This window comes from Streptomyces sp. NPDC041124, assembly GCF_055592385.1.
This window is the reverse complement of record NZ_JBVIYR010000020.1, coordinates 1-24036: the sequence shown is the minus strand read 5'-3', so window position 1 is coordinate 24036 and position 24036 is coordinate 1. Positions and strand designations below refer to the sequence as shown.

General features: G+C 72.6%; 21 protein-coding genes and 2 pseudogenes. 8 read left to right on the top strand and 15 right to left on the bottom strand.

Features of this window, described 5'->3' with window-relative positions; translation table 11 throughout:
• From ACZ6A9_RS32465 to ACZ6A9_RS32440, 6 genes and pseudogenes are all read right to left on the bottom strand, one after another.
• A pseudogene (locus ACZ6A9_RS32465) lies at positions 1 to 197 on the bottom strand (ABC transporter permease); the annotation flags it as partial.
• 96 nt (positions 198 to 293) lie between these two features.
• On the bottom strand, positions 294 to 1166 hold the full coding sequence (locus tag ACZ6A9_RS32460; RefSeq protein WP_468993291.1) for a glycosyltransferase family 2 protein: 873 nt from the start codon (positions 1164 to 1166) through the stop codon (positions 294 to 296).
• A gap of 8 nt (positions 1167 to 1174) precedes the next feature.
• Complete coding sequence (locus tag ACZ6A9_RS32455) at positions 1175 to 1954, bottom strand: CDP-alcohol phosphatidyltransferase family protein (RefSeq protein WP_468993288.1); 780 nt, start codon at positions 1952 to 1954, stop codon at positions 1175 to 1177.
• Positions 1932 to 2993, bottom strand: coding sequence for an iron-containing alcohol dehydrogenase family protein (locus ACZ6A9_RS32450; protein ID WP_468993286.1), 1062 nt, complete (start codon positions 2991 to 2993; stop codon positions 1932 to 1934). Before ACZ6A9_RS32450 ends, ACZ6A9_RS32455 begins: the two co-directional genes overlap by 23 nt.
• Complete coding sequence (locus ACZ6A9_RS32445; protein WP_468993283.1) at positions 2981 to 3733, bottom strand: phosphocholine cytidylyltransferase family protein; 753 nt, start codon at positions 3731 to 3733, stop codon at positions 2981 to 2983. Before ACZ6A9_RS32445 ends, ACZ6A9_RS32450 begins: the two co-directional genes overlap by 13 nt.
• Entirely contained in the window at positions 3730 to 5547 is a 1818-nt protein-coding gene (locus tag ACZ6A9_RS32440) for a DUF5941 domain-containing protein (RefSeq protein ID WP_468993281.1), read from the bottom strand. Before ACZ6A9_RS32440 ends, ACZ6A9_RS32445 begins: the two co-directional genes overlap by 4 nt.
• A gap of 321 nt (positions 5548 to 5868) precedes the next feature.
• On the opposite strand from ACZ6A9_RS32440, the gene galE reads away from it, so the two are divergent.
• The 3 genes from galE to idi all read left to right on the top strand — a co-directional run bounded on the left by galE (position 5869) and on the right by idi (position 8773).
• A complete protein-coding gene (galE, locus tag ACZ6A9_RS32435; RefSeq protein WP_468993279.1) occupies positions 5869 to 6852 on the top strand; it encodes a UDP-glucose 4-epimerase GalE in 984 nt (327 codons plus the stop codon).
• 133 nt (positions 6853 to 6985) lie between these two features.
• Positions 6986 to 7924 (top strand): cation diffusion facilitator family transporter, encoded by a 939-nt coding sequence (locus ACZ6A9_RS32430; RefSeq protein ID WP_468993276.1) that lies wholly within the window; start codon positions 6986 to 6988, stop codon positions 7922 to 7924.
• Positions 7925 to 8179: 255 nt separating this feature from the next.
• The gene (gene idi / locus ACZ6A9_RS32425; RefSeq protein ID WP_468993274.1) at positions 8180 to 8773 is read left to right on the top strand and encodes an isopentenyl-diphosphate Delta-isomerase; all 594 of its coding nucleotides are present in this window, start codon (positions 8180 to 8182) and stop codon (positions 8771 to 8773) included.
• A 3-nt stretch (positions 8774 to 8776) separates the two neighbouring features.
• Here idi and ACZ6A9_RS32420 read toward each other — a convergent pair whose 3' ends face one another.
• The gene (locus ACZ6A9_RS32420) at positions 8777 to 9238 is read right to left on the bottom strand and encodes an ATP-binding protein (RefSeq protein ID WP_468993272.1); all 462 of its coding nucleotides are present in this window, start codon (positions 9236 to 9238) and stop codon (positions 8777 to 8779) included.
• A 139-nt stretch (positions 9239 to 9377) separates the two neighbouring features.
• Entirely contained in the window at positions 9378 to 10043 is a 666-nt protein-coding gene (locus ACZ6A9_RS32415; RefSeq protein ID WP_468993269.1) for an HdeD family acid-resistance protein, read from the bottom strand.
• A 123-nt stretch (positions 10044 to 10166) separates the two neighbouring features.
• Here ACZ6A9_RS32415 and ACZ6A9_RS32410 point away from each other — a divergent pair, with 123 nt between their 5' ends.
• Positions 10167 to 10940 carry an enoyl-CoA hydratase/isomerase family protein gene (locus ACZ6A9_RS32410; RefSeq protein WP_468993264.1) on the top strand — a complete coding sequence of 258 codons (774 nt, stop codon included), beginning with the start codon at positions 10167 to 10169 and terminating at the stop codon, positions 10938 to 10940.
• Here ACZ6A9_RS32410 and ACZ6A9_RS32405 read toward each other — a convergent pair.
• Both ACZ6A9_RS32405 and ACZ6A9_RS32400 read right to left on the bottom strand, forming a co-directional pair.
• Positions 10909 to 11544: a DJ-1/PfpI family protein gene (locus tag ACZ6A9_RS32405; RefSeq protein WP_468993262.1), complete on the bottom strand. Its 636-nt coding sequence runs from the start codon at positions 11542 to 11544 to the stop codon at positions 10909 to 10911. The two genes, ACZ6A9_RS32410 and ACZ6A9_RS32405, sit on opposite strands and share 32 nt — an antisense overlap.
• 10 nt (positions 11545 to 11554) lie before the next feature.
• Complete coding sequence (locus ACZ6A9_RS32400) at positions 11555 to 12529, bottom strand: GlxA family transcriptional regulator (protein ID WP_468993260.1); 975 nt, start codon at positions 12527 to 12529, stop codon at positions 11555 to 11557.
• Positions 12530 to 12662: 133 nt separating this feature from the next.
• Here ACZ6A9_RS32400 and ACZ6A9_RS32395 point away from each other — a divergent pair, with 133 nt between their 5' ends.
• Complete coding sequence (locus ACZ6A9_RS32395; protein WP_268253499.1) at positions 12663 to 12794, top strand: LPFR motif small protein; 132 nt, start codon at positions 12663 to 12665, stop codon at positions 12792 to 12794.
• 105 nt (positions 12795 to 12899) lie between these two features.
• Complete coding sequence (locus tag ACZ6A9_RS32390) at positions 12900 to 15263, top strand: Tex family protein (protein WP_468993256.1); 2364 nt, start codon at positions 12900 to 12902, stop codon at positions 15261 to 15263.
• A gap of 138 nt (positions 15264 to 15401) precedes the next feature.
• Here the strand turns inward: ACZ6A9_RS32390 and ACZ6A9_RS32385 are convergent, their stop codons facing one another.
• Positions 15402 to 17042: an ABC-F family ATP-binding cassette domain-containing protein gene (locus ACZ6A9_RS32385; protein ID WP_468993253.1), complete on the bottom strand. Its 1641-nt coding sequence runs from the start codon at positions 17040 to 17042 to the stop codon at positions 15402 to 15404.
• A gap of 174 nt (positions 17043 to 17216) precedes the next feature.
• On the opposite strand from ACZ6A9_RS32385, the gene ACZ6A9_RS32380 reads away from it, so the two are divergent.
• Positions 17217 to 18197 carry an FAD-dependent oxidoreductase gene (locus tag ACZ6A9_RS32380; RefSeq protein ID WP_468993251.1) on the top strand — a complete coding sequence of 327 codons (981 nt, stop codon included), beginning with the start codon at positions 17217 to 17219 and terminating at the stop codon, positions 18195 to 18197.
• Between the two features lie 71 nt (positions 18198 to 18268).
• Here ACZ6A9_RS32380 and ACZ6A9_RS32375 read toward each other — a convergent pair whose 3' ends face one another.
• From ACZ6A9_RS32375 to ACZ6A9_RS32365, 3 genes are all read right to left on the bottom strand, one after another.
• Entirely contained in the window at positions 18269 to 19999 is a 1731-nt protein-coding gene (locus ACZ6A9_RS32375) for a BCCT family transporter (protein ID WP_468993249.1), read from the bottom strand.
• 155 nt (positions 20000 to 20154) lie between these two features.
• Complete coding sequence (locus ACZ6A9_RS32370; protein WP_468993247.1) at positions 20155 to 22110, bottom strand: Xaa-Pro dipeptidyl-peptidase; 1956 nt, start codon at positions 22108 to 22110, stop codon at positions 20155 to 20157.
• A 123-nt stretch (positions 22111 to 22233) separates the two neighbouring features.
• Positions 22234 to 22713 (bottom strand): macro domain-containing protein, encoded by a 480-nt coding sequence (locus tag ACZ6A9_RS32365; RefSeq protein ID WP_468993244.1) that lies wholly within the window; start codon positions 22711 to 22713, stop codon positions 22234 to 22236.
• A 71-nt stretch (positions 22714 to 22784) separates the two neighbouring features.
• Here ACZ6A9_RS32365 and ACZ6A9_RS32360 point away from each other — a divergent pair, with 71 nt between their 5' ends.
• Complete coding sequence (locus tag ACZ6A9_RS32360; RefSeq protein WP_468993241.1) at positions 22785 to 23492, top strand: MerR family transcriptional regulator; 708 nt, start codon at positions 22785 to 22787, stop codon at positions 23490 to 23492.
• A gap of 22 nt (positions 23493 to 23514) precedes the next feature.
• On the opposite strand, the pseudogene ACZ6A9_RS32355 reads toward ACZ6A9_RS32360, so the two are convergent.
• Positions 23515 to 24036 (bottom strand): annotated as a pseudogene (locus ACZ6A9_RS32355) (3-hydroxyacyl-CoA dehydrogenase); the annotation flags it as partial.

The window sequence follows — 24036 nt, the reverse complement described above, 5'->3', positions numbered from 1 at the left end:
GCGGTGAGCTTGGCCTGGGAGAAGGCGAGGATGAAGTGCCGCCGGCCCCAGAGCTGACGGACGTACTCGACGAGGGACGGCCGGGCGCCGCTGACGGACAGCCCGTACCTGGCGGCCAGCTCGGCCGCCGAGAGGCCCTCGTCGGGCGACACGGGTGCGCTGACCGCGACCGTGCCGTCGTGCGTTGTCTCACTCACTGGGTAAAACTTTCGTCCTCGAGATGCGCGGCCCGAGCGGGCCTGGCATGAGCCGGGGAGCCTGGGTGCGGCCCCGATGTCCCGGAAACGAGCTTGTCAGATCACCGGGGGCCGGCCCAGTCTGGTCAGCCGCCACACCGTACGCCACTTCATGGGCCTGCGGGCACCGCAGGGGGTGGTCAGACCTTCGCGGAATCCGCCGAACCAGGCTTTCAGCGCGGGGCGGGAGGGCCGGCGCAGCAGGGTCAGCAGGATCCAGACCCCCAGGTAGGTGGGGACGAGGAGGGCGGGCAGATTGCGGCGGGCGAGCCAGACCCGGTTGCGGGCGACCATGCGGTGGTAGACGGCGTGCCGCGAGGGGGCGGTCGTCGGGTGGTGCAGCACCATGTCGGACCGGTAGTCGATCATCCAGCCTGCGTCGAGGGCCCGCCAGGCCAGGTCGGTCTCCTCGTGGGCGTAGAAGAACGCGTCCGGCAGTCCGCCGACCTCGGCGAAGACCTGGGTGCGTACGGCGTTGGCGCCGCCGAGGAAGGTGGTGACGCGGGAGGAGCGCATCGGGTCGGAGGCGCGCAGCCGGGGCACGTGACGGCGCTGGGTGACACCGGTCTCCGGGTCGGCGATGCGGAAGCTGATGATGCCGAGCGCCGGGTCGGCCGCGAAGGCCTCGCGGCACAGCTCGGCGGTGTCGTGGCGGGCGAGCAGGCCGTCGTCGTCGAGGAACAGCAGGATGTCGACGTCCCGGCCGCCGGGGCCGAAGGCCTCGATGCCGGCGTTGCGGCCTCCGGGGATGCCGAGGTTCTCCGGCAGCTCGACGGTGCGCACCCCCTCGGGGACCTCGGGGACGGGCGAGCCGTTGCCGACGACCACGGCCCGGACCGGGTCGCCGTCCTGCTGCGCGACCGAGTCCAGCAGCGCTCGCAGCTCGTCGGGGCGGTTGCCCATGGTGATGATCACCGCGCCGACCTTCATGCCGGAGCTCACTTCAGCCTGCTGGAGGCGAGCACGGAGACCAGGTGCAGCACGGTCTGCAGCAGGGCGATGCCGGCCAGTACGGCGGTGCCGAGCCGGGTGAAGAACAGGTCGCCCCTGGTGGCGTCCAGGATCGCGAGGAGCAGGATCAGCAGGGACGCCTCGATGCCGAGGATGAGCCGGTGGAACTTGAGCGCGGCGGCGGCCCGGCGGGCCAGGGCCATGCCGGAGGAGCGGGGCTCGGACGCGGCCTCCCGCACCGGGGGCAGTCCGCCCTGGTGGCGGGCGACGGCGACCAGGTCGGTCTCGGCCTTGACCAGGATCGCGCCGAGCGCGGCGAGGGTACCGAGGAAGGCCCACAGCCAGTCGATGCGCCCGGTGCCCCACAGGTCGGCGGCGCGCAGTCCGAGGCCGACCAGCACGGCGGCGTCGCACAGGTAGGCGCCGACCCGGTCCAGGTAGACCCCGCCGAGCGAGTACTGCTTCTTCCAGCGGGCGACCTCGCCGTCCACGCAGTCCAGCAGCAGGTACAGCTGGACCATGACGACGCCGAGGACGGCCCCCGCGATCCCCGGCACCAGCAGGGCCGGGGCCGCGAGGACGCCGAAGACGGTCATCAGGTAGGTGAGCTGGTTGGGCGTGACCCTGGTGTTCACCAGGTAGCGGTCCACCCGCAGGGACACCTCGCGCATGTAGAGGCGTCCCATCCAGTGCTCACCGCTGCGCCGGTCCTTGACACCCGGGGGGTGCACGACCGGACGGAGTTCAGCTACCGATGGCCTTGACATAGTCGGCGTAGACGTCCTTGATCTGTTCGGTCTTGAGGTCGAGGTGCTCGAGGATGGTGAAGCGTCCGGGACGGGTCTCCGGGGCGAACTCGACGGCCCGGACGAACTCGTCCGCCGTGAAGCCGATCTCCTCCGGCAGCACCGGCAGCCCGTGGCGGCGCAGCACGCCGGCCATGTGCGCCGACTCCTCGTGCGCTCCCCGCAGGTACATCGCGAAGGCGGCGCCCAGTCCGCACTGCTCTCCGTGGGCGGCGGCCCGCTTGGGGTAGAGCAGGTCGAAGGCGTGGTTGATCTCGTGGCAGGCCCCGGAGGACGGCCGCGAGTCGCCCGAGACCGACATGGCGATGCCGCTGAGGACCAGGGCCTCGGCGAGCACCTGGAGGAAGTCGTTGTCCCCGATGCCGCCCGGGTGGCGCAGCACGGACTCGCCGGCCTGCCGGGCCATGGCCGCGGCGAGTCCGTCGATCCGCTCGCCCTTGACCCGGCACGCCAGTTCCCAGTCCGCGATGGCGGAGACGTTGGACACGGCGTCCCCGATCCCGGCGCGCACGTAGCGCACCGGGGCCTCGCGGATGACGTCGAGGTCGATGACGACGGCGATCGGGTTGGGCACGCCGTAGGAGCCGCGGCCCGCGTCGTTGTCGAGGGTGGCGACCGGCGAGCACAGGCCGTCGTGCGCGAGGTTCGTCGGTACGGCGACGAGGGGCAGGCCCACGCGGGCCGCCGCGAACTTGGCGCAGTCGATGATCTTGCCGCCGCCGAGTCCGACCACGGCGTCGTAGTGGCCGGCCTTTATGGCGCCGGCCAGCCGGACCGCGTCGTCGAGGGTGCCGCCGCCGACCTCGTACCAGCTCGCGCCGGGCAGGGACGGGGCGACGCGCTCGCGCAGCCGCGCTCCGGAGCCGCCGCTGACGGCGACGGCGAGCCGGCCGGACTGGGAGATGCGCTCGTCGGCGAGGACGCAGCCCAGGTCGTCGAGGGCTCCGGCACGGATGTCGACGACGAGCGGGGAGGGGATGAGACGGGTCAGTACTGGCACGCGATCTCCCGTCCGCGGGCGAGATCGTCGTGGTTGTCGATCTCCACCCACTTGACGTCGCCGATGGGCGCCACATCGATGCGGAACCCGCGGTTCACCAGTTCCTGGTAGCCGTGCTCGTAGAACTGCTGGGGGTCGGTCTCCCAGACGGTCTTCAGGGCGTCGGCGAGTTCGGGGGCGGCGTCGCCCTCGATCAGGGTGACGCCGATGTACTCGCCGGTCGCCTCGGCCGGGTCCATCAGCTTGGTGATCTTGGTCATGCCCTTGGCGGGGTCGGCGACGACCTTCATCTCCTCGTCCGCCAGCGACTTCACGTCGTCGAGGGCGAGGATGATCTTCTTCCCCTCGCCGCGGGCGGCGAGCAGGGTGCGCTCCACGGAGACCGGGTGCACGGTGTCGCCGTTGGCGAGGATCACGCCGTCCTTGAGGGCGTCACGGCCGCACCACAGGGAGTAGGCGTTGTTCCACTCCTCGGCCTTGTCGTTGTCGATGAGGGTGATCTTGAGGCCGTACTTCCGCTCCAGGTCCGCCCTGCGCTCGTAGACGGCTTCCTTGCGGTAGCCGACGATGACCGCGGCCTCGGTGAGGCCGACCTCGGCGAAGTTCGCGAGGGTCAGGTCGAGGACCGTCGGTTCGCCCTCTATGCCCGCGGGCCCCACCGGCACCAGCGCCTTGGGAAGGCTGTCGGTGTAGGGGCGCAGACGCCGTCCGGCGCCGGCCGCCAGCACGAGGCCGATCATGCGGGTTCTCCTTCATCGTGTACGGCGGGCGCCCCTGCGGACGCCCAGAAGCGGATGCTCTCGACGAGCACCAGCAGGGCCGCGGCCACGGCGAGGACCGTGAGCGCGACGGTGAACTGCGAGGCGGTGAGCAGGGCCGCCAGGACGGCGACCGCGAGGACGCGGCCCTCGTGCCCCCCGATCGCCCGCACCAGCCAGCGCGGGGACGCGCCCGCGTCGCCGCGGATGCGGTAGACCGTGTCGTAGTGATGGTAGGCGACCGCGGCCACCAGCCCGTAGGCCGCGGGCAAGGCCCCGTTCACGTCCGCCGCGGCCGCGAGGGCGAGCACGGTGCCGTATTCGGCGGCGCGGAAGAACGGCGGGACCAGCCAGTCGAGGGCGCCCTTGAGGGGGCGGGCCACGGCGAGGGCGGAGGTCAGCACGTAAGCGCAGGCGGCGAGCACCGTCCAGGGGCCGCCGAAGCCGGTCAGCGCGGCGGTGGTGACGACGGCGAGGCCGCCGAGCAGGGCGACGGCGGGGGCGGCGAAGCCGGGGAGCCGGCGCGCGGGCTTCGTCAGCGGGCCGCCCAGGGCTTCGGTGAGCGGGCCGGAGTCGGTGAGGTCGGCGAGCGCCCGCGCGGCCCGGTCGGTCCTCTTCGCCTTCCTGGTCAGCGAGCGCAGGACGCGGCCCGCCGTGGTGTACGTGGCGGCGAAGGCGCAGCCGACGAGGAGCGCGTAGAAGGTGATCCGGGGGGTGGTGAGGGCCGTGAGGACGGCGATCATCGCCCAGCGCTCACCGATCGGCAGGACGATCATGCGGCGCACCCAGACCGTCCAGCCGACGCTGTCGAGCCTGTCGGAGAGGGCCGCCGTCGGACTCGTGTTGGCGGTGGCGTCGTGGTTGGCCTCGTTGAAGGAGAAGTCGACCACGTGCCGGCAGGTCTGGAGGACCATCGCGCCGAGGGCGAGGGCCCATACGTCGTCGCCGCCCCGGGCCGCTCCGAGGGCGAGGCCGGCGTAGTACGCGTATTCCTTGGCCCGGTCGAAGGTGGCGTCGAGCCAGGCGCCGAGGGTGGAGTACTGGAGGGAGTAGCGGGCGAGCTGGCCGTCGGCGCAGTCCAGTACGAACGAGGCGATGAGCAGGACGCCGGCGGCCACGAAGCCGGGGCGGGTGCCGGTGGCGGCGCAGGCCGCGGCTATCAGCGCGGTCAGCAGGGACGCGGTGGTGACCTGGTTGGGGGTCAGCCCGCGGCGGGCGCACCAGCGCGCGAGGTAGCGGGAGTAGGGGCTGATGAAGTGGGTGGTGAAGAACCCGTCGCGGGCCTTCACCGCCGACTTCAGGCGTACGGCCTCGTCGTCGACCAAGGCCACGGCCTGCCGGGCCTCGTTGCGGGCCTGGGGGTCGTGCGGGACGGTGGCGACGAGGCTGCCGAGCTCGGGGCGGTGCACGGGGGCGCCGTCACCGTCGAGCGCGGTGACGACACGGTCGGCGAGGCTCTCGGCCAGGGTGGTGCCGCCCGCCGGCGTCTCGCCGGCCGCGTTCTCGCGGGCCAGGGCACGGGTCAGGGCCGCCCGGCCGTCCTGCTGAGCGGTGACGGCGCCGGGGATCGCGGAGATCGGGAAGCGGGGGTCGGTGAGGCCCAGGCGCAGCGCGTGCACATGCCCCACGAAGCGGGCGTCGACCACGGCGACCCGCTGCCCCGCGGGCACCGCCGCGAGCAGGGTCTCGGCCTCGGCGGTGCCGGGCGCGATCCGTACGTCGAAGCCGAGGGAGCGCAGATCCCCCTCGAGTGACGAACCGGGGACCGGCTGGCCGGTGAGGATGGCGGTCGACAACCGAAGCTCACTCCCTGGGTGCCGACGCGTCCACGCCGGTCATGTACATGGTGAGGCGCCTGTGGTGGCCCTCCGGGCAGCATGTCGGCAGAGGCTATCGGATCTCCGGAAGCCCGCGTTCACCACCCGTTCGGCGGTTGGATCGACGTGATTCGCCGGCGTCCCTGCCGCGATCATCATCGGGGATCCGGGGCCGCGCCCACAAACCGCGCTGCCGGGAAGGCGGCCGGCCGCCGACCGCAGGGGCCCCAATTCAGGAAATAGCCGCACATCCGTCGGGACGGGCCCGCGCCGGCACGGCTCGGCATAGGGTGGACGACCATGACGTGGCTGATCACCGGCGGAGCCGGTTACATCGGGGCACATGTGGTGCGTGCCATGGCGGAGGCCGGGGAGGAGGTCGTCGCCCTGGACGACCTCTCGGCCGGCGTACCGGGGCGGCTTCCCGCCGACGTGCCGCTGGTCAGGGGATCGTCGCTGGACGGCGAGCTGCTGAAGCGCGTGCTCGCGGAGCACCGGGTGACGGGCGTGCTGCACTTCGCCGCGCGCAAGCAGGTCGCCGAGTCCGTGGCACAGCCGACCCGCTACTACCGGGAGAACGTGGGCGGCCTCGTGACGCTCCTGGAGGCCGTGGCGGAGGCAGGCGTCCGCCGTCTCGTCTTCTCCTCGTCCGCGGCCGTGTACGGCGACCCCCGGGTGGACCTCATCACGGAGGACACACCCTGCGCCCCGGTGAACCCCTACGGCGAGACCAAGCTCGCCGGGGAGTGGCTGGTGCGGGCGGCCGGCCGTGCGCACGGCATCTCCACGGCCTGCCTGCGCTACTTCAACGTCGCGGGGGCGGCCGCTCCGGAACTGGCCGACACCGGGGTCTTCAACATCGTGCCGATGGTCTTCGACCGGCTCACGCGCGACGAGGCCCCGCGCATCTTCGGCGACGACTACCCGACACCGGACGGTACGTGCGTCCGTGACTACATCCACGTGGCCGACCTGGCCGAGGCGCACCTGGCGGCGGCCCGCCTGCTGTCGGAGGGGGGCACCGGCGGAGACCTGACGCTGAACATCGGTCGCGGCACGGGCGTCTCCGTGCGCGAGCTGATCACGGCCATCGGCAAGGTCACCGGCGACACCCGGCCCCCGGTCGTCGAGCCCCGCCGCCCGGGCGACGCCCCCAGGGCGGTGGCCTCCTCCGCCCGCGCCCGCGACGTGCTCGGCTGGTCCGCCCACCGCTCGGTGCACGAGATGGTCGACTCGGCCTGGCAGGGCTGGCAACTCCACCACGCCACCGCGACGGGCCAGTGAACCGGCGCTGACCTGCGGACCGTTTCCGCAGGTCAGGGCACATGACAACGGTGTTCAGTGCCGCGTTGCCCCCTACCCCCCGCCCGTAGTTCACTGTGGTGCGGCAGACGGTCACGGAAGGGCGGCGACACGCATGGGGGCTGGGCACGACCACGGACACGCGCACGGAGCGCCGGCCGGCGGTACCGCAGGGGCGGCGTACCGCGGCAGGCTGCGGGCCGCGCTGGCGATCACGCTCGGTGTCGTGGTGGTCCAGATCGTCGGCGGCGCGCTGGCCGACTCGCTGGCCCTGGTCGCGGACGCGGCCCACATGGCGACGGACGCCCTGGGGCTGGGCATGGCGCTGCTCGCGATCCACTTCGCGAGCCGCCCGCCGAGCGAGCGCCGCACCTTCGGGCTCGCGCGGGCGGAGATACTCGCCGCGCTGGCCAACTGTCTGCTGCTGCTCGGGGTCGGCGGCTACGTCGTGTACGAGGCGGTCCAGCGGTTCGTCACCCCAGCCGACACCGAGGGCGGTCTGGCGATGGTGTTCGGCGCCGTCGGACTGGTCGCCAACCTGGTGTCGCTGACCCTGCTGATGCGGGGGCAGAAGGAGAGCCTGAACGTGCGCGGGGCCTTCCTCGAGGTGGCGGCGGACGCACTCGGCTCGGTGGCGGTGATCGTGGCCGCCCTGGTGATCGTCACCACCGGCTGGACGGCCGCCGACCCGATCGCCTCCCTGGTGATCGCGCTGATGATCGTGCCGCGCAGCGTGAAACTGCTGCGCGAGACCCTGGACGTCCTGCTGGAGGCGGCGCCCAAGGGCGTCGACATGGCCCAGGTACGGGCGCACATCCTGGACACTCCGGGAGTGGAGGACGTGCACGACCTGCACGCCTGGACGATCACCTCGGGGATGCCCGTGCTCTCCGCGCACGTGGTCGTCAGCACCGACACCCTGAACGCCATCGGGCACGAGAAGATGCTGCACGAGCTGCAGAGCTGCCTGGGCGATCACTTCGACGTGGAGCACTGCACCTTCCAGCTCGAACCCGTCGGGCACGCCGAGCACGAGGCGCGCCTCTGTCGCTGAGGCACGCCTCTGTCGCTGAAACGTGCCCCGGTCACTGAGGCGCGTGTCCGCCACCGGGAAGCGTCCCCGCGACGGAAACGGTGCGAGGCACCCGGCCGCACCCGCACGCCCGGGTACGCAGCCGACCGGCCCCGTCCTCCGGCCGGCGCGAGCGCCGTCCGCGCCGGGAGCGGGACATGCGGGTGAGGACCGGAGTGCCGGGAGTGCCGGATTCGTGCGGCAGACTGGGGCGCGAAGACCGAGTGAAGGATGGGTATGCCGATCACACCTGCCACCGCGACGAACGGCCCGTCGAGCGGCACCGCCGAGCCGATTCTGCTGGAACTGGTCGACGAGGACGGCGTGACGATCGGCACCGCGGAGAAGCTCGCCGCCCATCAGCCGCCGGGGCGGCTGCACCGGGCGTTCTCGGTGTTCCTGTTCGACGAGCGCGGGCGGCTGCTGCTCCAGCAGCGCGCGCTGGGCAAATACCACTCCCCCGGTGTGTGGTCCAACACCTGCTGCGGTCACCCCTACCCCGGTGAGGCGCCGTTCGCGGCGGCGGCCCGGCGGACCTTCGAGGAGCTGGGGGTGTCGCCCTCGCTGCTCGCGGAGGCCGGGACGGTGCGCTACAACCACCCGGACCCGGCCTCGGGCCTGGTGGAGCAGGAGTACAACCACCTCTTCGTCGGCATGGTGCAGTCCCCGCTGCGGCCGGACCCGGAGGAAGTGGCGTCCACCGCGTTCGTGACCCCCGACGAGCTGGCGGAGCGGCATGCGAAGGACCCGTATTCGGCCTGGTTCATGACCGTCCTGGACGCCGCCCGCCCGGCGGTGCGGGAACTGACGGGCCCGTCGGCGGGCTGGTGACCGTCAGGACATCGACGCCGGCTTGAGCGGCAGGGTGGCCCAGATCACCTTGCCGCCGGTCACGGTGTGCTCGACCTCGCACGCCCCGCCCGCCTCCCGGGTGATCTCGCGCACCAGGAGCAGTCCGCGGCCACCGGTGCGGGCGTGATCGGTCTCCAGGGCGGTGGGGCGGTAGGGGTGGTTGTCCTCCACGGACACCCGGATCCACTCGGCGCCGACGGCGACCTCGACGCCGAGCACCGGTGACAGCAGCGCCGCGTGCCGTACGGCGTTGGTGACCAGCTCCGAGACGATCAGCAGCAGTCCCTGCACCACCTCGTCCGCGACCGGTACTCCCTGGCGCAGCAGCAGGTCGCGCACGGCGTGACGGGCCTGCGGGACCGAGGCGTCCACGGCCGGGGCGGTGAACCGCCAGACACCTTCGTACGGCAGCGGATCGCCACCCTCACGCTCGACTGTGACCACACGTCGAGTGTTGGGACCGATCGGCTCCCCACTCCGACACTGAACGGAAGTCAGCGCATATCGACCGGTTCCGACCGTCCGGGTGTGACACGGTCGATTGCGCGACCGTTCCCGTACGGCCTCAGGCCGTCTCGGCGGACTATTCGGGTTGTACGGGTTTGACGGTGGCCCCGTCATCCTCCGTCCGCCCCGTCCCTGCCGTCTCCTCACCGGCCAGCCGGTCGGAGACCATGCCGACGATCCGGCGGCCCCCGTAGCCGGTGGCGATCAGGCCGAGCCCGTCGAAGAGCAGGGAGAGGGAGAAGAACGTACCGATGACGTACTGGCTGCTGCTCGGCCAGGTGGCCAGCACGAGGATGCCGAGCAGGAGGCCGAAGGCTCCCTGGACCAGCGTCCAGCCGAACTGCGGCCCGCGCACCACCAGGCTGCCGACCAGCCGGAACACCCCGCCGGTGAGGAAGAGCAGCGCGGCGAACATGGTCAGCGCCTCGGCCGCCGCCTCCGGTGTCCTCAGGATCACCGCACCGGCCGCGATGTTCAGGGCCGCGACGACCACGCCGAGCCAGAAGAAGTTGGTGTGCCGCGCCTGGACGGCGTGCAGCAGCCCGATCACACCGCCGATCAGCAGCAGCCAGCCGAACAGCAGCATCGAGGTCAGGGTGGCGACGCCCGTGTACACGAGGCCGACCAGCCCGGCGAGGACCAGGATCACCCCGAGTACGGCGAGCCAGCCGAAGCCCCGCCTCAGCTTCGCGGCCTCGTCGCGGGGCCCCGCGGATCCGGCGTTCCCGGCGGTCCTGGCCATGAGTGCCTCCTCGCTCCCGTCTCCCATTCCCAGCTCTCCCAGTCTCCGCCGTCCTGCCGTCGCCCGCCGGGCGGCCGGGTCCTGCCGACCGGTGCTCCTGACCGGGCGGATAGCATCCGCCGCATGGAGCCTCAGCTGCTGCACAGCGTCACCGACTCGGTCGCCACGGTCGTCATCCGTCATCCGGCGAAGCGCAACGCCATGACGGCCGCGATGTGGGGTTCCCTGCCGCCCCTGCTGGAAACGCTGGCGGCCGACCCGGAGGTACGGGCGCTGGTGCTCACCGGTGCGGGCGGGACGTTCTGCGCCGGTGCGGACATCTCCACGCTCCGGGAGTCCCCGCAGGAGGCGCAGCGGCTGGCCGTGGAGGCGGAGGAGGCCCTCGCCGCCTTCGCCAAGCCGACGCTGGCCGCGATCCGCGGTCACTGCGTGGGCGGCGGGGCTCAGTTGGCGGCCGCCTGTGACCTGCGGTTCGCCGAGGAGGGGGCGTGGTTCGGGGTGACCCCGGCGAAGCTCGGCATCGTCTACCCGGCCTCCGCCACCCGGCGGCTGGTGTCGCTGGTGGGGCCCGCGACCGCCAAGTACCTGCTGTTCTCGGGCGAGTTGATCGACACCGGGCGGGCCCTGCGCACGGGTCTGGTGGACGAGGTGCTGCCCGAGGGCGAGTTGGACGAGCGGGTGGCGGAGTTCACCCGGGTCCTGGCGTCCCGCTCGCAGCTGACGCAGGCCGCGGCGAAGGAGTTCGCCGACGGCCGCACCGACCGGGACCCGTACTGGGCCGAGCGGGCACGGGAGAGCGGCGACACCGCGGAGGGCGTCGCCGCGTTCCTGGGGCGCCGGGCACCGGACTTCACCTGGAGCGTGCCTACCGCAGGACGAAACGGCTGCGCGACCTGAACTCCTCCACGAGGTGCGCGGGCGCCTTGCGGGGTGATCCGGCGTCGTAGGGCGGCTGCGGGTCGTACTCGGTGAGCAACTGGACGGCCTGGGCGTGCTCGTCGCCGGCGACACGGCCGAGCAGGGTGAGCCCCATGTCGATGCCGGAGGACACCCCGGCCGCGGTGACGTACTTGCCGTCGGTCACCACCCGCTCCCCGGTCGGTTCGGCGCCGTAGCGCTTCAGGTGGTCGAGGGCCAGCCAGTGGGAGGTGGCCCGGCGGCCCTCCAGGAGACCGGCCGCGGCCAGCAGCAGGGAACCGGTGCACACGGACGTCGTCCAGGTGCTGGCGGCGTCCGCCGCGCGCAGCCAGTCCAGCAGGACGGTGTTCTCCATCTGGGGCGTCTGTCCGGGGCCGCCGGGGACGACCACGATGTCCGGGCCCGTCACGTCGGCCAGGGCCCGGTCGGCGGTGAGCGCCAGCGACCCGGTGTCGTTGCGCACGGGCCCGGCGTGCTCGGCGACGAAGACCGTCTCCGCGTCGGGGAGACGGCCGAGCATCTCGTAGGGGCCCACCGCGTCCAGGGCGGTGAAACGGTCGAAGAGGACGATGGCGATCTGCATCGGCTTCCTTTCAGACGGGTGTGGGTGTGGGTGCGGGTGCGGGCCGGAAGCGGCGGCGGTACTCCGCCGGTGACGTCCCGAGGGTCCGGACGAAGGCGCGCCGCATCGCCTCGGGCGTGCCGTAGCCGCTGGCGCGGGAGATCTCCTCGACACCGTCACCGGTGTCCTCCAGCAGCCGGCGGGCGTGTTCGAGCCGTACCCGGTCGACGTAGCGGCCCGGCGTCATGCCGGTCTCGGTGTGGAAGGCGCGGGCGAAGTGGCGCGGCGAGAGGGCCGCGCGGGCCGCGAGCGCCTCGACGCACAGGTCGGCGTCCGGGTGCTCGGTGATCCAGTGCTGCACGTCGCGCAGCGGCTCCCGCCGCGCGGTCTGGGCGGCGAGCTGGGCACTGAACTGGGCCTGGTTCCCCGGTCTGCGCAGGAACACCACCAGGTGCCGGGCGACGGTGAGGGCGACGTCCCGGCCGAGGTCCTCCTCGACCAGCGCGAGCGCGAGGTCGATGCCCGAGGTGACGCCGGCCGACGTGGCGACGTGGCCGTCACGGATGTAGATGGGGTCCGGGTCGACCTCGACGGCCGGGTGCTCGCGGGCGAGCCGGTCGCTGTAGGCCCAGTGGGTGGTGGCCCGGCGGCCGTCCAGCAGGCCCGCTCCGGCGAGCAGGGCGGCCCCCGTGCAGACGGAGACCAGCCGGTCGGCGCGCGGTCCGTGCCGGCGCAGCCAGGCGGTCAGCCGCGGGTCGGGCCGGCGGGTGCCCTGCCCGCCTGGCACCAGCAGGGTGTGCGGCTGCGGTGCCCCGGACAGCGCCCCGTCCGGTACGACGGTGAGCCCGCTGGTGGTGCGGACGGGAGCGCCGTCGAGGGAGGCGGTGCACAGCCGGTAGGTGCCCGGGGTGTGCTTCTCGGCTCCCGCGAAGACCTCCAGGGGACCGGTGACATCGAGGCTCTGCACCTCGTCGAAGAGGACGACGAGAACGGTTCGCTGCGCCATGCGTCGATTCTTGGCCCAGCCCGTGACGGCCGCAACGACGCGCACCCCACCTTTCCGGCCATGCATGTCGAAGCGTCGACGAGGTACCCGAGGTACACCGGCCGGAGCGGCCGGGAGATGAAAGGGGAGACACGTGTTCCGTGCCATCGCTGATGTCCTGCGCCAGATCGGCGGCGCCATCGCCACCGTCGTGACGCTGCCGTTCCGGGCACTCGCCCGGCTCTTCGGCGGGGCCTCCTCGACCGCCCGCGGCCGTCGCGCCTGAGCCCGCCCGTGCGATGTCCGGGCGAGTCGCCGCCCTGATCCCCGATTGTCGGCGTCACCTGCCACAATTGCCGCGCAACCTCAGTGGAGAAGGCGGTACGGGAACGTGACGACACCCCTCGCAGGGTCCATCGAAGGCAGGATCGCCGAAGAGCTCGGCGTACGGGAGCGGCAGGTCAGAGCCGCCGTCGAACTCCTCGACGGCGGCTCGACCGTGCCCTTCATCGCCCGCTACCGCAAGGAAGCGACCGAGATGCTCGACGACGCGCAGCTGCGCACGCTCGAGGAGCGGCTGCGCTACCTGCGGGAGCTGGAGGAGCGGCGTGCGGCGATCCTGGAGTCGGTGCGCGAGCAGGGCAAGCTGACCGACGACCTCGAGGCCCGGATCCAGGGCGCGGAGACCAAGGCGCGCCTGGAGGACATCTACCTGCCGTTCAAGCCCAAGCGGCGCACCAAGGCGCAGATCGCGCGCGAGGCGGGCCTGGAGCCGCTGGCGGAGGGGCTGCTCGCCGACCCGGGTGTGGCGCCCCTCGCCGCGGCCGCCGCGTTCGTGGACGCGGACAAGGGTGTCGCCGATCCGCAGGCCGCGCTGGACGGCGCGCGGGCGATCCTCACCGAGCGGTTCTCCGAGGACGCCGACCTGATCGGTGAGCTGCGCGAGCGGATGTGGGTGCGCGGGCGGCTGGTCGCGAAGGTCAGGGAGGGCAAGGAGGAGGCGGGCGCGAAGTTCGCCGACTACTTCGACTTCGCCGAGCCGTTCACGGAACTGCCCTCGCACCGGGTGCTGGCGATGCTGCGCGGTGAGAAGGAGGAGGTCCTCGACCTCGTCCTGGAGCCGGAGGAGCAGGTCGACGGGCCGTCGTCGTACGAGGGGATCGTCGCGCACCGGTTCGGGATCGCCGACCGGGGGCGCCCGGGCGACAAGTGGCTGGGCGACACGGTCCGCTGGGCCTGGCGCACCCGCATCCTGGTCCACCTCGGCATCGACCTGCGGCTGCGGCTGCGGACGGCCGCCGAGGACGAGGCGGTGCGGGTCTTCGCGGCGAACCTGCGCGACCTGCTGCTGGCCGCCCCGGCCGGCACGCGGGCGACGCTGGGGCTCGACCCAGGTTTCCGTACGGGTGTGAAGGTCGCCGTGGTCGACGCGACCGGCAAGGTCGTCGCCACCGACGTGATCCACCCGCACGTCCCGGCGAACCGGTGGGACGAGGCGATCGCCAAGCTCGCGCGGCTGGCTCAGGAGCACGCGGTCGAGCTGATCGCGATCGGCAACGGCACCGCGTCCCGCGAGACCGACAAGCTCGCCGGTGACCTCATCACCCGGCACCCCGAGCTGAAGCTGACCAAGGTGATGGTGTCCGAGGCGGGCGCCTCCGTGTACTCGGCCTCCGCGTTCGCCTCGCAGGAGCTGCCCGACATGGACGTGTCGCTGCGCGGCGCGGTGTCGATCGCGCGCCGGCTCCAGGACCCGCTGGCCGAGCTGGTGAAGATCGACCCGAAGTCGATCGGTGTCGGTCAGTACCAGCACGACCTGTCCGAGGTGAAGCTGTCGCGTTCGCTGGACGCGGTGGTGGAGGACTGTGTGAACGGCGTGGGCGTGGACGTCAACACCGCGTCGGCGCCGCTGCTGGCCCGGGTCTCCGGAATCACGTCCGGGCTCGCGGAGAACATCGTGGCGCACCGGGACTCCAACGGGCCGTTCCGCTCACGCGGCGAGCTGAAGAAGGTGGCACGGCTCGGCCCGAAGGCGTACGAGCAGTGCGCGGGCTTCCTGCGGATCCGCGGCGGCGACGACCCGCTGGACGCCTCCAGCGTGCACCCGGAGGCCTATCCGGTGGTGCGGCGCATGGTGAAGACGTCCGGCGCCGAGGTCGCGTCGCTGATCGGCAACACGGCGGTGCTGCGGTCGCTGCGGCCGCAGGAGTTCGTGGACGAGAAGTTCGGTCTGCCGACGGTGAGCGACATCCTGAAGGAGCTGGAGAAGCCGGGCCGCGACCCGCGGCCCGCGTTCAAGACGGCGGTCTTCAAGGAGGGCGTGGAGAAGATCTCCGACCTGTCCTCCGGGATGGTGCTGGAGGGTGTCGTCACGAACGTCGCCGCGTTCGGCGCGTTCGTCGACGTCGGTGTCCACCAGGACGGGCTGGTGCACGTCTCCGCGATGTCGAAGACGTTCGTCAAGGATCCCCGGGACGTGGTGAAGCCGGGTGACATCGTCAAGGTGAAGGTCCTCGACGTGGACATCCCGCGCAAGCGGATCTCGCTGACGCTGCGGCTGGACGACGAGGCCGCGCCGAAGGAGCAGGCGTCCGGCGGTGAGCGCCGGCAGCGTGGCGGACGTCCGCCGCAGCAGCGCCAGGGCCGCGGCGGCGGTGGTGGGGGTGCGCGTCAGGCGCCCGCGCCGTCGAACAGCGCGATGGCCGACGCCCTGCGCCGCGCGGGTCTGGCCGACCCGAAGAGCGGCCGACGCTGAGCCGTCCCGGGCCCGTCCTCCCGCCGTGCGACGGGAGGACGGGCCCGGCTCGTAGGGTGGTGGCGTGCGGGCCTCACGGACCGTCACCTGGGAGGTCACCGCGAGCGGCGGGTACGACTGCGGCACGCTGACGGTGCCTCAGCGTTCGGTCACCTTGCCGTCGGCGACCTCCAGACGGCGGTTCACGCGGACCGCGTCGAGCATCCGGCGGTCGTGGGTGACCAGCAGGAGGGTGCCCTCGTAGGCGTCGAGGGCGGACTCCAGCTGTTCGATGGCCGGCAGGTCCAGGTGGTTGGTCGGCTCGTCGAGGACCAGGAGGTTGACGCCCCTTCCCTGCAGGAGGGCCAGGGCCGCCCGGGTGCGTTCACCCGGGGAGAGGTCACCCGCCGGGCGGGTGACGTGGTCCGCCTTGAGGCCGAACTTGGCCAGCAGCGTGCGGATGTCGGCCGGTTCCAGGTCCGGCACCGCCGGGCGGAACGCGTCGAGCAGGGTCTCGGCACCGTGGAAGAGCGCGCGGGCCTGGTCGACCTCCCCGAGCAGGACGCCCGAGCCGAGTGCGGCGTGCCCGGCGTCCAGCGGTACCCGGCCCAGGAGGGCGCCGAGCAGGGTGGACTTCCCGGCGCCGTTCGCGCCGGTGACGGCCACCCGGTCGGCCCAGTCGATCTGCAGGGAGACCGGGCCGAGGGTGAAGCCGCCGCGGCGCACCTCGGCGTCCCGGAGGGTGGCGACGACCGCACCCGAGCGGGGCGCCGCCGCGATCTCCATGCGCAGCTCCCACTCCTTGCGCGGCTCCTCGACCACGTCCAGGCGCTCGATCATGCGCTGCGTCTGACGCGCCTTGGCGGCCTGCTTCTCGCTGGCCTCGCTGCGGAACTTGCGGCCGATCTTGTCGTTGTCGCTGCCTGCCTTGCGGCGGGCGTTCTTGACGCCCTTGTCCATCCAGGCCCGCTGCGTCTGGGCCCGGTCCTGGAGCGCGGCCCGCTTGTCGGCGTACTCCTCGTACTCGTCGCGGGCGTGCCGCCGGGCCACCTGCCGCTCCTCCAGGTAGGCCGCGTAGCCGCCGCCGTAGAGGTTGATCTGCCGCTGGGCGAGGTCGAGTTCGAGGACCTTGGTGACGGTGCGGGTGAGGAACTCGCGGTCGTGGCTGACGACGACCGTGCCGGCCCGCAGTCCGCCCACGAAACGTTCGAGACGCTCCAGGCCGTCGAGGTCGAGGTCGTTGGTCGGCTCGTCGAGGAGGAAGACGTCGTAGCGGGAGAGGAGGAGCGAGGCGAGGCCGGCGCGGGCCGCCTGTCCGCCGGAGAGCGAGGTCATCGGCTGGTCCAGGCCGACGGCCAGGCCGAGCGAGCCGGCGACGTCCTCGGCGCGCTCGTCGAGGTCGGCACCGCCGAGGGACAGCCAGCGTTCCAGGCTGGTGGCGTACGCGTCGTCCGCGCCCGGCGCTCCGTCGACCAGGGCCCCGGTCGCCTCGTCCATCGCCCGCTGGGCCTCCGCGACGCCGGTGCGGCGGGCCAGGAACTCCCGCACCGCCTCGCCGGGACGGCGCTCCGGCTCCTGCGGGAGGTGCCCGACCGTCGCGGTGGGCGGGGACAGGCGCAGCTCGCCCTGTTCCGGTACGGCGAGTCCGGCGAGCAGGCGCAGCAGCGTGGACTTGCCCGCGCCGTTGGCGCCGACCAGTCCGATCACGTCGCCGGGGGCGACGACGAGGTCGAGACCGGTGAACAGGGAGCGGTCTCCGTGCCCGGCGGCGAGGTTCTTGGCGACGAGGGTGGCAGTCATCAGACCGCCGATCCTAATGGCCGTGCGCGTCCGCCCACGAGCGGGATCTCACCGGCCCGCCTCCGTCACCGGCACGGTGCCGCCGGTGTGCGCCACGGCGTACGCCTCTCCCCTGACCGCCCTGGCGTCCAGCGGGACGCGGTGGCGGCCGGGTTCCAGGCGCCCGAGCGCGGCATGACATATTCCGCTAACGTCCGGCCGGTGGAGAGCGAACTGGACGGCGACGTCCTGGTGATCGGTGGCGGTGTCATCGGGCTGACCACGGCCGTGGTGCTCGCCGGGCGCGGCGCCCGGGTGCGGCTGTGGGCGCGGGACCCGGTCGAGCGGACCACCTCGGCGGTGGCCGGGGCGCTGTGGTGGCCGTACCGGATCGAGCCGGTGGCGTCGGCGCGGGCGTGGGCGCTGCGCTCGCTGGAGGTGTACGAGGAGCTGGCGGCGCGGCCGGACGTCACGGGCGTACGGATGGTCGATGGGGTACTGGGCGAAACGGCCCTGGACGAGGTCGAGGGGTGGGCCGCGGCTCGGCTGCCGGGCCTGCGGCTCGCGACGGCGCGGGAGTATCCGGCCGGCCCGGGCGTGTGGGCGCGGTTGCCGCTCATCGACATGGCGGTCCATCTGCCGTGGCTGCGGGAGCGGTTGGCGGCGGCGGGGGGCGTGGTCGAGGCGCGTGCGGTGGCGGACCTGGCGGAGGCGGACGCACCGGTCGTGGTGAACTGCACGGGGCTGGGGGCGCGGGAACTGGTGCCGGATCCGTCGGTGCGGCCGGTGCGGGGGCAGCTGGTCGTCGTGGAGAACCCGGGTGTCCGTACATGGACGGTCTCCACGGGAGCGGACGGTGCGATGGCGTACGTCTTCCCGCAGCCGGGGCGGCTGGTGCTGGGCGGTACGGCGGAGGAGGACGCCTGGTCCGCGGAGCCGGACCCGGCGGTGGCCGAGGCGATCGTGCGGCGGTGTGCGGCACTGCGCCCGGAGATCGCCGGGGCGCGTGTCCTGGAACACCGGGTGGGTCTGCGCCCCGCCCGCGACGCGGTCCGTCTGGAACGCGTCGCGCTCCCCGGCGGCCGGCTCCTGGTCCACAACTACGGCCACGGCGGCGCGGGCGTCACCGTGGCCTGGGGCTGCGCGGAGGAGGCGGCGGCGCTGGCCACCGGCTGAACGGCCACCCGGCGGCGCCGACCCGGGCCGGACCGCGGACGCGTCTCGCACCACGGGCCGGCCCGCCGCCGTCAGTGTTTGCCGATGGGGTCGCCCTCCACGTCGGGGCCGCGGCCCGGGCCGACACGGAGTTCGAATTCGCCGTCGTACTTCTTGTGGCCCTCGATGACCGCGAGCTGCACGGCCTCGGTGCCCATCTCGTCCCGCACGATGAGCGGGTCGCGGCGCAGGTCGCGCATGAGCGCCACGCACATGAAGATCATCACGATGACGAACGGGGCCGCCGCGAGGATCGTGAGGTTCTGCAGTCCGGTCAGCGCTTCGCCCTGGCCGCTGCCGACCATCAGCATGATCGCCGCCACGGCGCCGGTGACGACACCCCAGAACACCACGACCCAGCGGCTGGGTTCGAGCGCCCCCCGCTGCGAGAGGGTGCCCATCACCACGGAGGCGGCGTCGGCGCCCGACACGAAGAAGATGCCGACGAGGAGCATCACGAGCAGGCTGGTGGCGGTGGCGATCGGGTACTCCTGCAGCACGGCGAAGAGCCGGCCCTCGGGGGTCGTCTCGTCTCCGAGCCGGTCCTGCTCCTGGAGTTTCATCGCCGAGCCGCCGAAGATCGCGAACCAGACCAGGCTGACCGTGCTGGGGACCAGGATGACGCCGCCGATGAACTGGCGGATGGTCCGGCCCCGGCTGATGCGGGCGATGAACATGCCGACGAAGGGCGTCCAGGAGATCCACCACGCCCAGTAGAAGACGGTCCAGCTGCTCAGCCAGCCGGCGACGCCCTCGCCGCCGCTGATCTCCGTGCGGCCGGCCAGCTCGGGCAGGTCGCCGAGGTAGGCGAAGACCGAGGTCGGCAGCAGGTCGAGGATGAGGATGGTCGGACCGGCGACGAACACGAACACGGCGAGGATCAGGGCCAGCACCATGTTGGTGTTGGACAGCCACTGGATGCCCTTCTCCACACCGGAGACCGCGGAGGCGACGAACGCCACGGTCAGTACCGCGATGATGCCGACCAGCAGCCCGGTGCTGACCTTGTCCATCCAGTCGAGCTTCTCCACGCCGGAGCCGATCTGCAGGGCTCCGAGACCGAGCGAGGCCGCGGAGCCGAAGACGGTGGCGATGATGGCGAGCATGTCGATGATGCGGCCGCCGACGCCGCCCGCGTTCCGCTCGCCGATGAGCGGGGTGAAGACGGCGCTGATGGTCTGGCGCCGGCGCCGGCGGAAGGTGCTGTAGGCGATGGCGAGGCCGACCACCGCGTAGATCGCCCACGGGTGGAGCGTCCAGTGGAACAGGGTGGTGGCCATGGCCGTTTCCATGCGGTCGCCGGAGTCGGCCGGGCTGGTGCCGGGCGGGGGCGTCGTGTAGTGCGCCAGGGGTTCGCTCACGCCCCAGAACATCAGGCCGATGCCCATGCCGGCGCTGAACATCATGGCGATCCAGGACACCGTGCGGAACTCCGGCTGTTCGCCCTCGGCACCGAGGTGGATCCGGCCGTAGCGGCTGGCCGCGAGCCAGAGGGCGAAGACCACGAATCCGGAGGCGGCCAGGATGAACCCCCAGCCGCCGTTGTGGATCAGTCCGCCGAGCATGCTGCTGGAGGCGTCCTGGAGCGAGTCCGTCCAGATGGCCCCCCAAAGCACGAACGCGAGGGTGAGCACGGCGGTGATCCCGAACACCACCCGGTCGGTCCGAGGGCGCGTCCGGCCCGGCAGGCCCGCTTCCGAGCCTGGCAGCGGGCCCGCCGTGTCGTCCTTGTCGCTGTGCTGTTCCCGCGTCACAGGCGGCACCTTTCCTCAGAGCCGTTGGGCGGAGAGCGCTCCTCCCGATAGGCCCTTACCACCTTTGGCGCAAAACTCACCTCCTCAGCGGGACGTGACGGCCTCTCCTTCCACCAGGTGGCAGGCGGCCCGTCCGTCCAGGAGCAGCATGACGGGGGCGCGTCTCACCGGGCCTCCCCGGGGACGCGGTGGGCGGTGACGCCGGGCCGGCCGACCCCGTCCGGGACGGCGTGCGGGACGGTGGCGTGCGCTCCGGCCGTGGCGCGGGTGAAGGCGGACGCTCCACCGGTGAACGGGATGCGGGCGGAGGTGCGGGAGAGGTCGAGGGTGAGGGTCGGGGTGTCGGCGGGTGGGTCGATCAGGCCGCGGTCGGTGCCGGCGACGATCAGTGCGAGGCGGTGGCCCGCGGGGACGACGTGGTCGGTGGCGGCCAGGTCGAGGGTGAGCGTGTACCGCTTGCCGGGAGTGAGCGGCCCGCCCCTGCCGTCGTCGGCGTGGTTGCCGAGGTCGGCCCAACCACGGCTGACGACGGTGTGGCCGACGTCGGCGGTGGTGGCGCGGGTCTCCTTGAAGCAGGAACTGTCGCCGTCGGTGCTCGGGCCCCAGCAGGTGCGCTCGGGCAGGGTGGTGATGCCTTCCCCGCTGTCGGCGTAGTCGCGGATGGTGGCCGGGCCGAGGTCCACGAGCACGGCGGAGAGGTGGGCCGTCGGGGTGCTGGGGGTGGCGGTGACGGTGACCTCGGAGGCGCCCGCCAGGCGCAGGTCACGGGTGAGCGGGGCGGTGACGAATCCCGCCTTGTCGGGGGTGGGGGTGTCGACGCGTGCGGCCCAGTCGGTCTCGCTCAGACCGGGGTCGTCGGTGAAGGACTCGGTGCCCTTGCCCCGGCGCAGGCCCAGGGTGCCGACGCCCGGCTCGTCGCCCTCGGCCGGGCGCAGGGTGGTGGCGTGCGTGCCGCGGGGCGGCCAGACCGCCGAGGTGACCCAACGGTCGGGAGCGCGTTCGATGTCGGCCATGGGTTCGCGGTCGATTCCGTTGTCGTAGCCGAGGAGTTCGTGGTCGAACCAGCGGTGCAGGGTGCGGACCCACTCGGCGCGGCGGAAGTCGAAGGGGTCGACGTGCCCGGTCTGGGAGAGCCAGATCTTGCGGGTCACCCCGCTCTTCGCGAGGGCGTCCCACCAGGGACCGACGTGCTGCATCCGCACGTTGAGGTCCTGCATGCCGTGCACGAGGAAGACGCTGGCTTCGACCTTCTCCGCGGCGCGCACGTAGTCGCGTTCGGTCCACAGCGGGGTCAGGTCGCCGGTGCGCGGGGCTCCTTCGACGAGTTCGCGCTGGACGGCGCCGCAGGCGGCGCGGGCCTCGGGTGTCTGGACGTACCGGGACAGCCAGTCGGGGCCGGAGTCGTAGAGCGGGGCGCCCTGGTCGAAGTAGTAGTCGTACCAGGAGGAGATGGCGGCGATGGGGACGATGGTCTCCAGGCCCTCGACGCCGGTGGCGGCGACTCCGTTGGCGATGGTGCCGTCCCAGCTCTTGCCGATCATGCCGGTGCGGCCGTTGGTCCAGTCGGCCCTCGCCCGTTCGGTGCCGGTGCGGCTGGTGTAGGCCTTGCCGCGGCCGTTGAGCCAGTCGACCACGGCCTTGGCCGACTGGATGTCGGAGCGTCCCCCGACGTCGACGCAGCCGTCGGAGCGGTTGGTGCCGGCCAGGTCGACGCCGACGACGGCGTAGCCGCGCGGCACGAAGTAGTTGTCGTAGAACAGCGGCATCCCCGCGATGTCGCCGTCGGCGTCGTAGGTCTTCTTCTGGCTCTCGTTGCCGCGCCCGCAGCAGGAGTAGTACGGGCTGGCGTCCATGATGACGGGTATCTTGCGGCCCCGTCGGTCGGGTTCGCGGGGCCGGACGATGTCGACGGCGACCCGGTCGGTCCTGCCGTCCCGGTCCTCGTCGAGTCCGGTGTCCACCCAGACGGCCTCGCGGACGGCGTCGTCGTAGGAGTGGACGGGCCGGCTCTCGCGCGGCGCGGCGTGTGCCGTGACCGGGGCGAGCAGTGTGGCCGTCAGGGCGGCGGTGGCCGCCGTCGCGAGCGTTCTCCAGGTCGTGGGGCGCGTGCGTTTCGGCATGCGCGGACGGTACATCGGTGAACACGTGTGCAGAAGGGCGCGTCTGACGGGCCGTGGGGTGCGCGTGGGCCGGAATGGTGCCCGGGTCCGGTGCTCCTCCCGGTGGAGGGTCGGGCGTGCCGCTCAGTCCCCGTGGTCGTACACCGTCACGGGTATCCCCTGTCCGGTGAGCCGTCCGGTGATCAGCGGCTCGACGCGGGTCCAGGTGCCGCCGGCGAGGCCGCAGCCGATGCGGGGCATGTGGACCGAGGCGCCGAGGTCCCGGGCGTGGCCGGCGAGGCGGGCGAGGGCGGTGTCGATCGCCTCGTAGCGGACGGGGGCGCCCTTGCTTCCTGTCCGGGTGCCGCGCTGGCCGATCATGTTGGCCACCCACACGTACCGCTCGACCTGGACGAGCTGCACCGCGCCCAGCCCGAAGTCGTTGCCCGCTCGGCCCCGGTGCCAGGCCCGGTAGGCGGCCTCCGGCTCGGGCCAGCGGCGCGACACCGCCAGCACGAAGCCCTTCCCCCAGCCCCCCATGTCGTTGCAGACATGGCTGATGATCTTGACGCCCTTCACCGACGGAACGGTGGCGTCACCCCGGACGTACGTGATCCCCGACATGCGGGCAGCTTAGGTGCCGGCACTGACAGCGGGAGTGTCACAGCACTGGTGGTACAGCGATACTGCTGCATATGACGACCGAGACCGAGGCCCTGACGATCGACGAACTGGCGGCCCGGGCCGGGGTCACCGTGCGCACGATCCGCTTCTACGGCACCAGGGGGCTGCTGCCGCCGCCGGTGATCGGTCCCCGGCGGATCGGCCGGTACGGGAGGGAGCACCTGGCCCGGCTGGAGCTGATCGAGGAGCTGCAGAGCCGGGGCATGACGCTGGCGGCGATCGAACGGTACCTGGGTGAGCTGCCGCCGGATCTGAGCGTGCGGGACCTGGCGCTCCAGCGGGCCGTGGTGGCGTCCTGGGCTCCGAACGCGGTGGAGACGGTGCCGCGCGCGGAACTGGAGCGCCGCGCGGGGCGTGCGCTGGGCGAGGACGACCTGCAACGCCTGGTGGCGATGGACGTCGTCGAGCGGACCGGCGGGACGCCGGACGGCGAGGCCTTCCGGGTCGACGCCGGGCTGCTGCGGCTCGGTGTCGAACTGCTGGACGTGCCGCTGTCGCACGAGACGATCCTCGCCGCCCGTACGGCGCTCGCCGAGCACTCCCGCGCGGCCGCCCGCGAGTTGTCGCGGCTGCTGCGCGACGCGGTGGCGGACAAGGACGCGCGGGATGTGCGGTCCCTGTCCGCCCGGATGCATCCGCTCGTGGTGCAGGCGCTGCTCACCACCTTCCAGCGGTCGCTGAAGGAGGAGCTGCGGGAGTGGCTCGACGAGGAGGGGTGACCCCCCTTGCCTGTGAGCCGGATCAGCGGGCGTCCTTGAACACCTCTCCCTTCTCCGCCTTCTCCACCAGCAGGGCCGGCGGGGTGAAGCGCTCGCCGTAGCGTTCGGCGAGTTCGCGCGCGCGGGCGACGAATCCGGGCAGGCCGCCCTCGTAGCCGTTGATGTACTGCAGGACACCGCCGGTCCAGCCGGGGAAGCCGATGCCGAGGATCGAGCCGATGTTGGCGTCGGCGACGGACGTCAGCACGCCCTCCTCCAGCAGCCGGACGGTGTCCAGCGCCTCGGAGAACAGCATGCGTTCCTGCATGTCGCGGAACGGGATTTCATGGCCGGCCTTCGTGAAGTGCTCGCGCAGTCCCGGCCACAGGGAGCCGCGCCTGCCGTCCTCGCCGTACGCGTAGAAGCCGGCGCCGCCGCTGCGCCCGGGACGCTCGAACTCGTCGACCATGCGGTCGATGACCGCCTCGGCGGGGTGGGCGGTCCAGGTGCCGCCGGCCTCCTCGACGGCCCGCTTCGTCTCGTTGCGGATCTTGCGCGGGAGGGT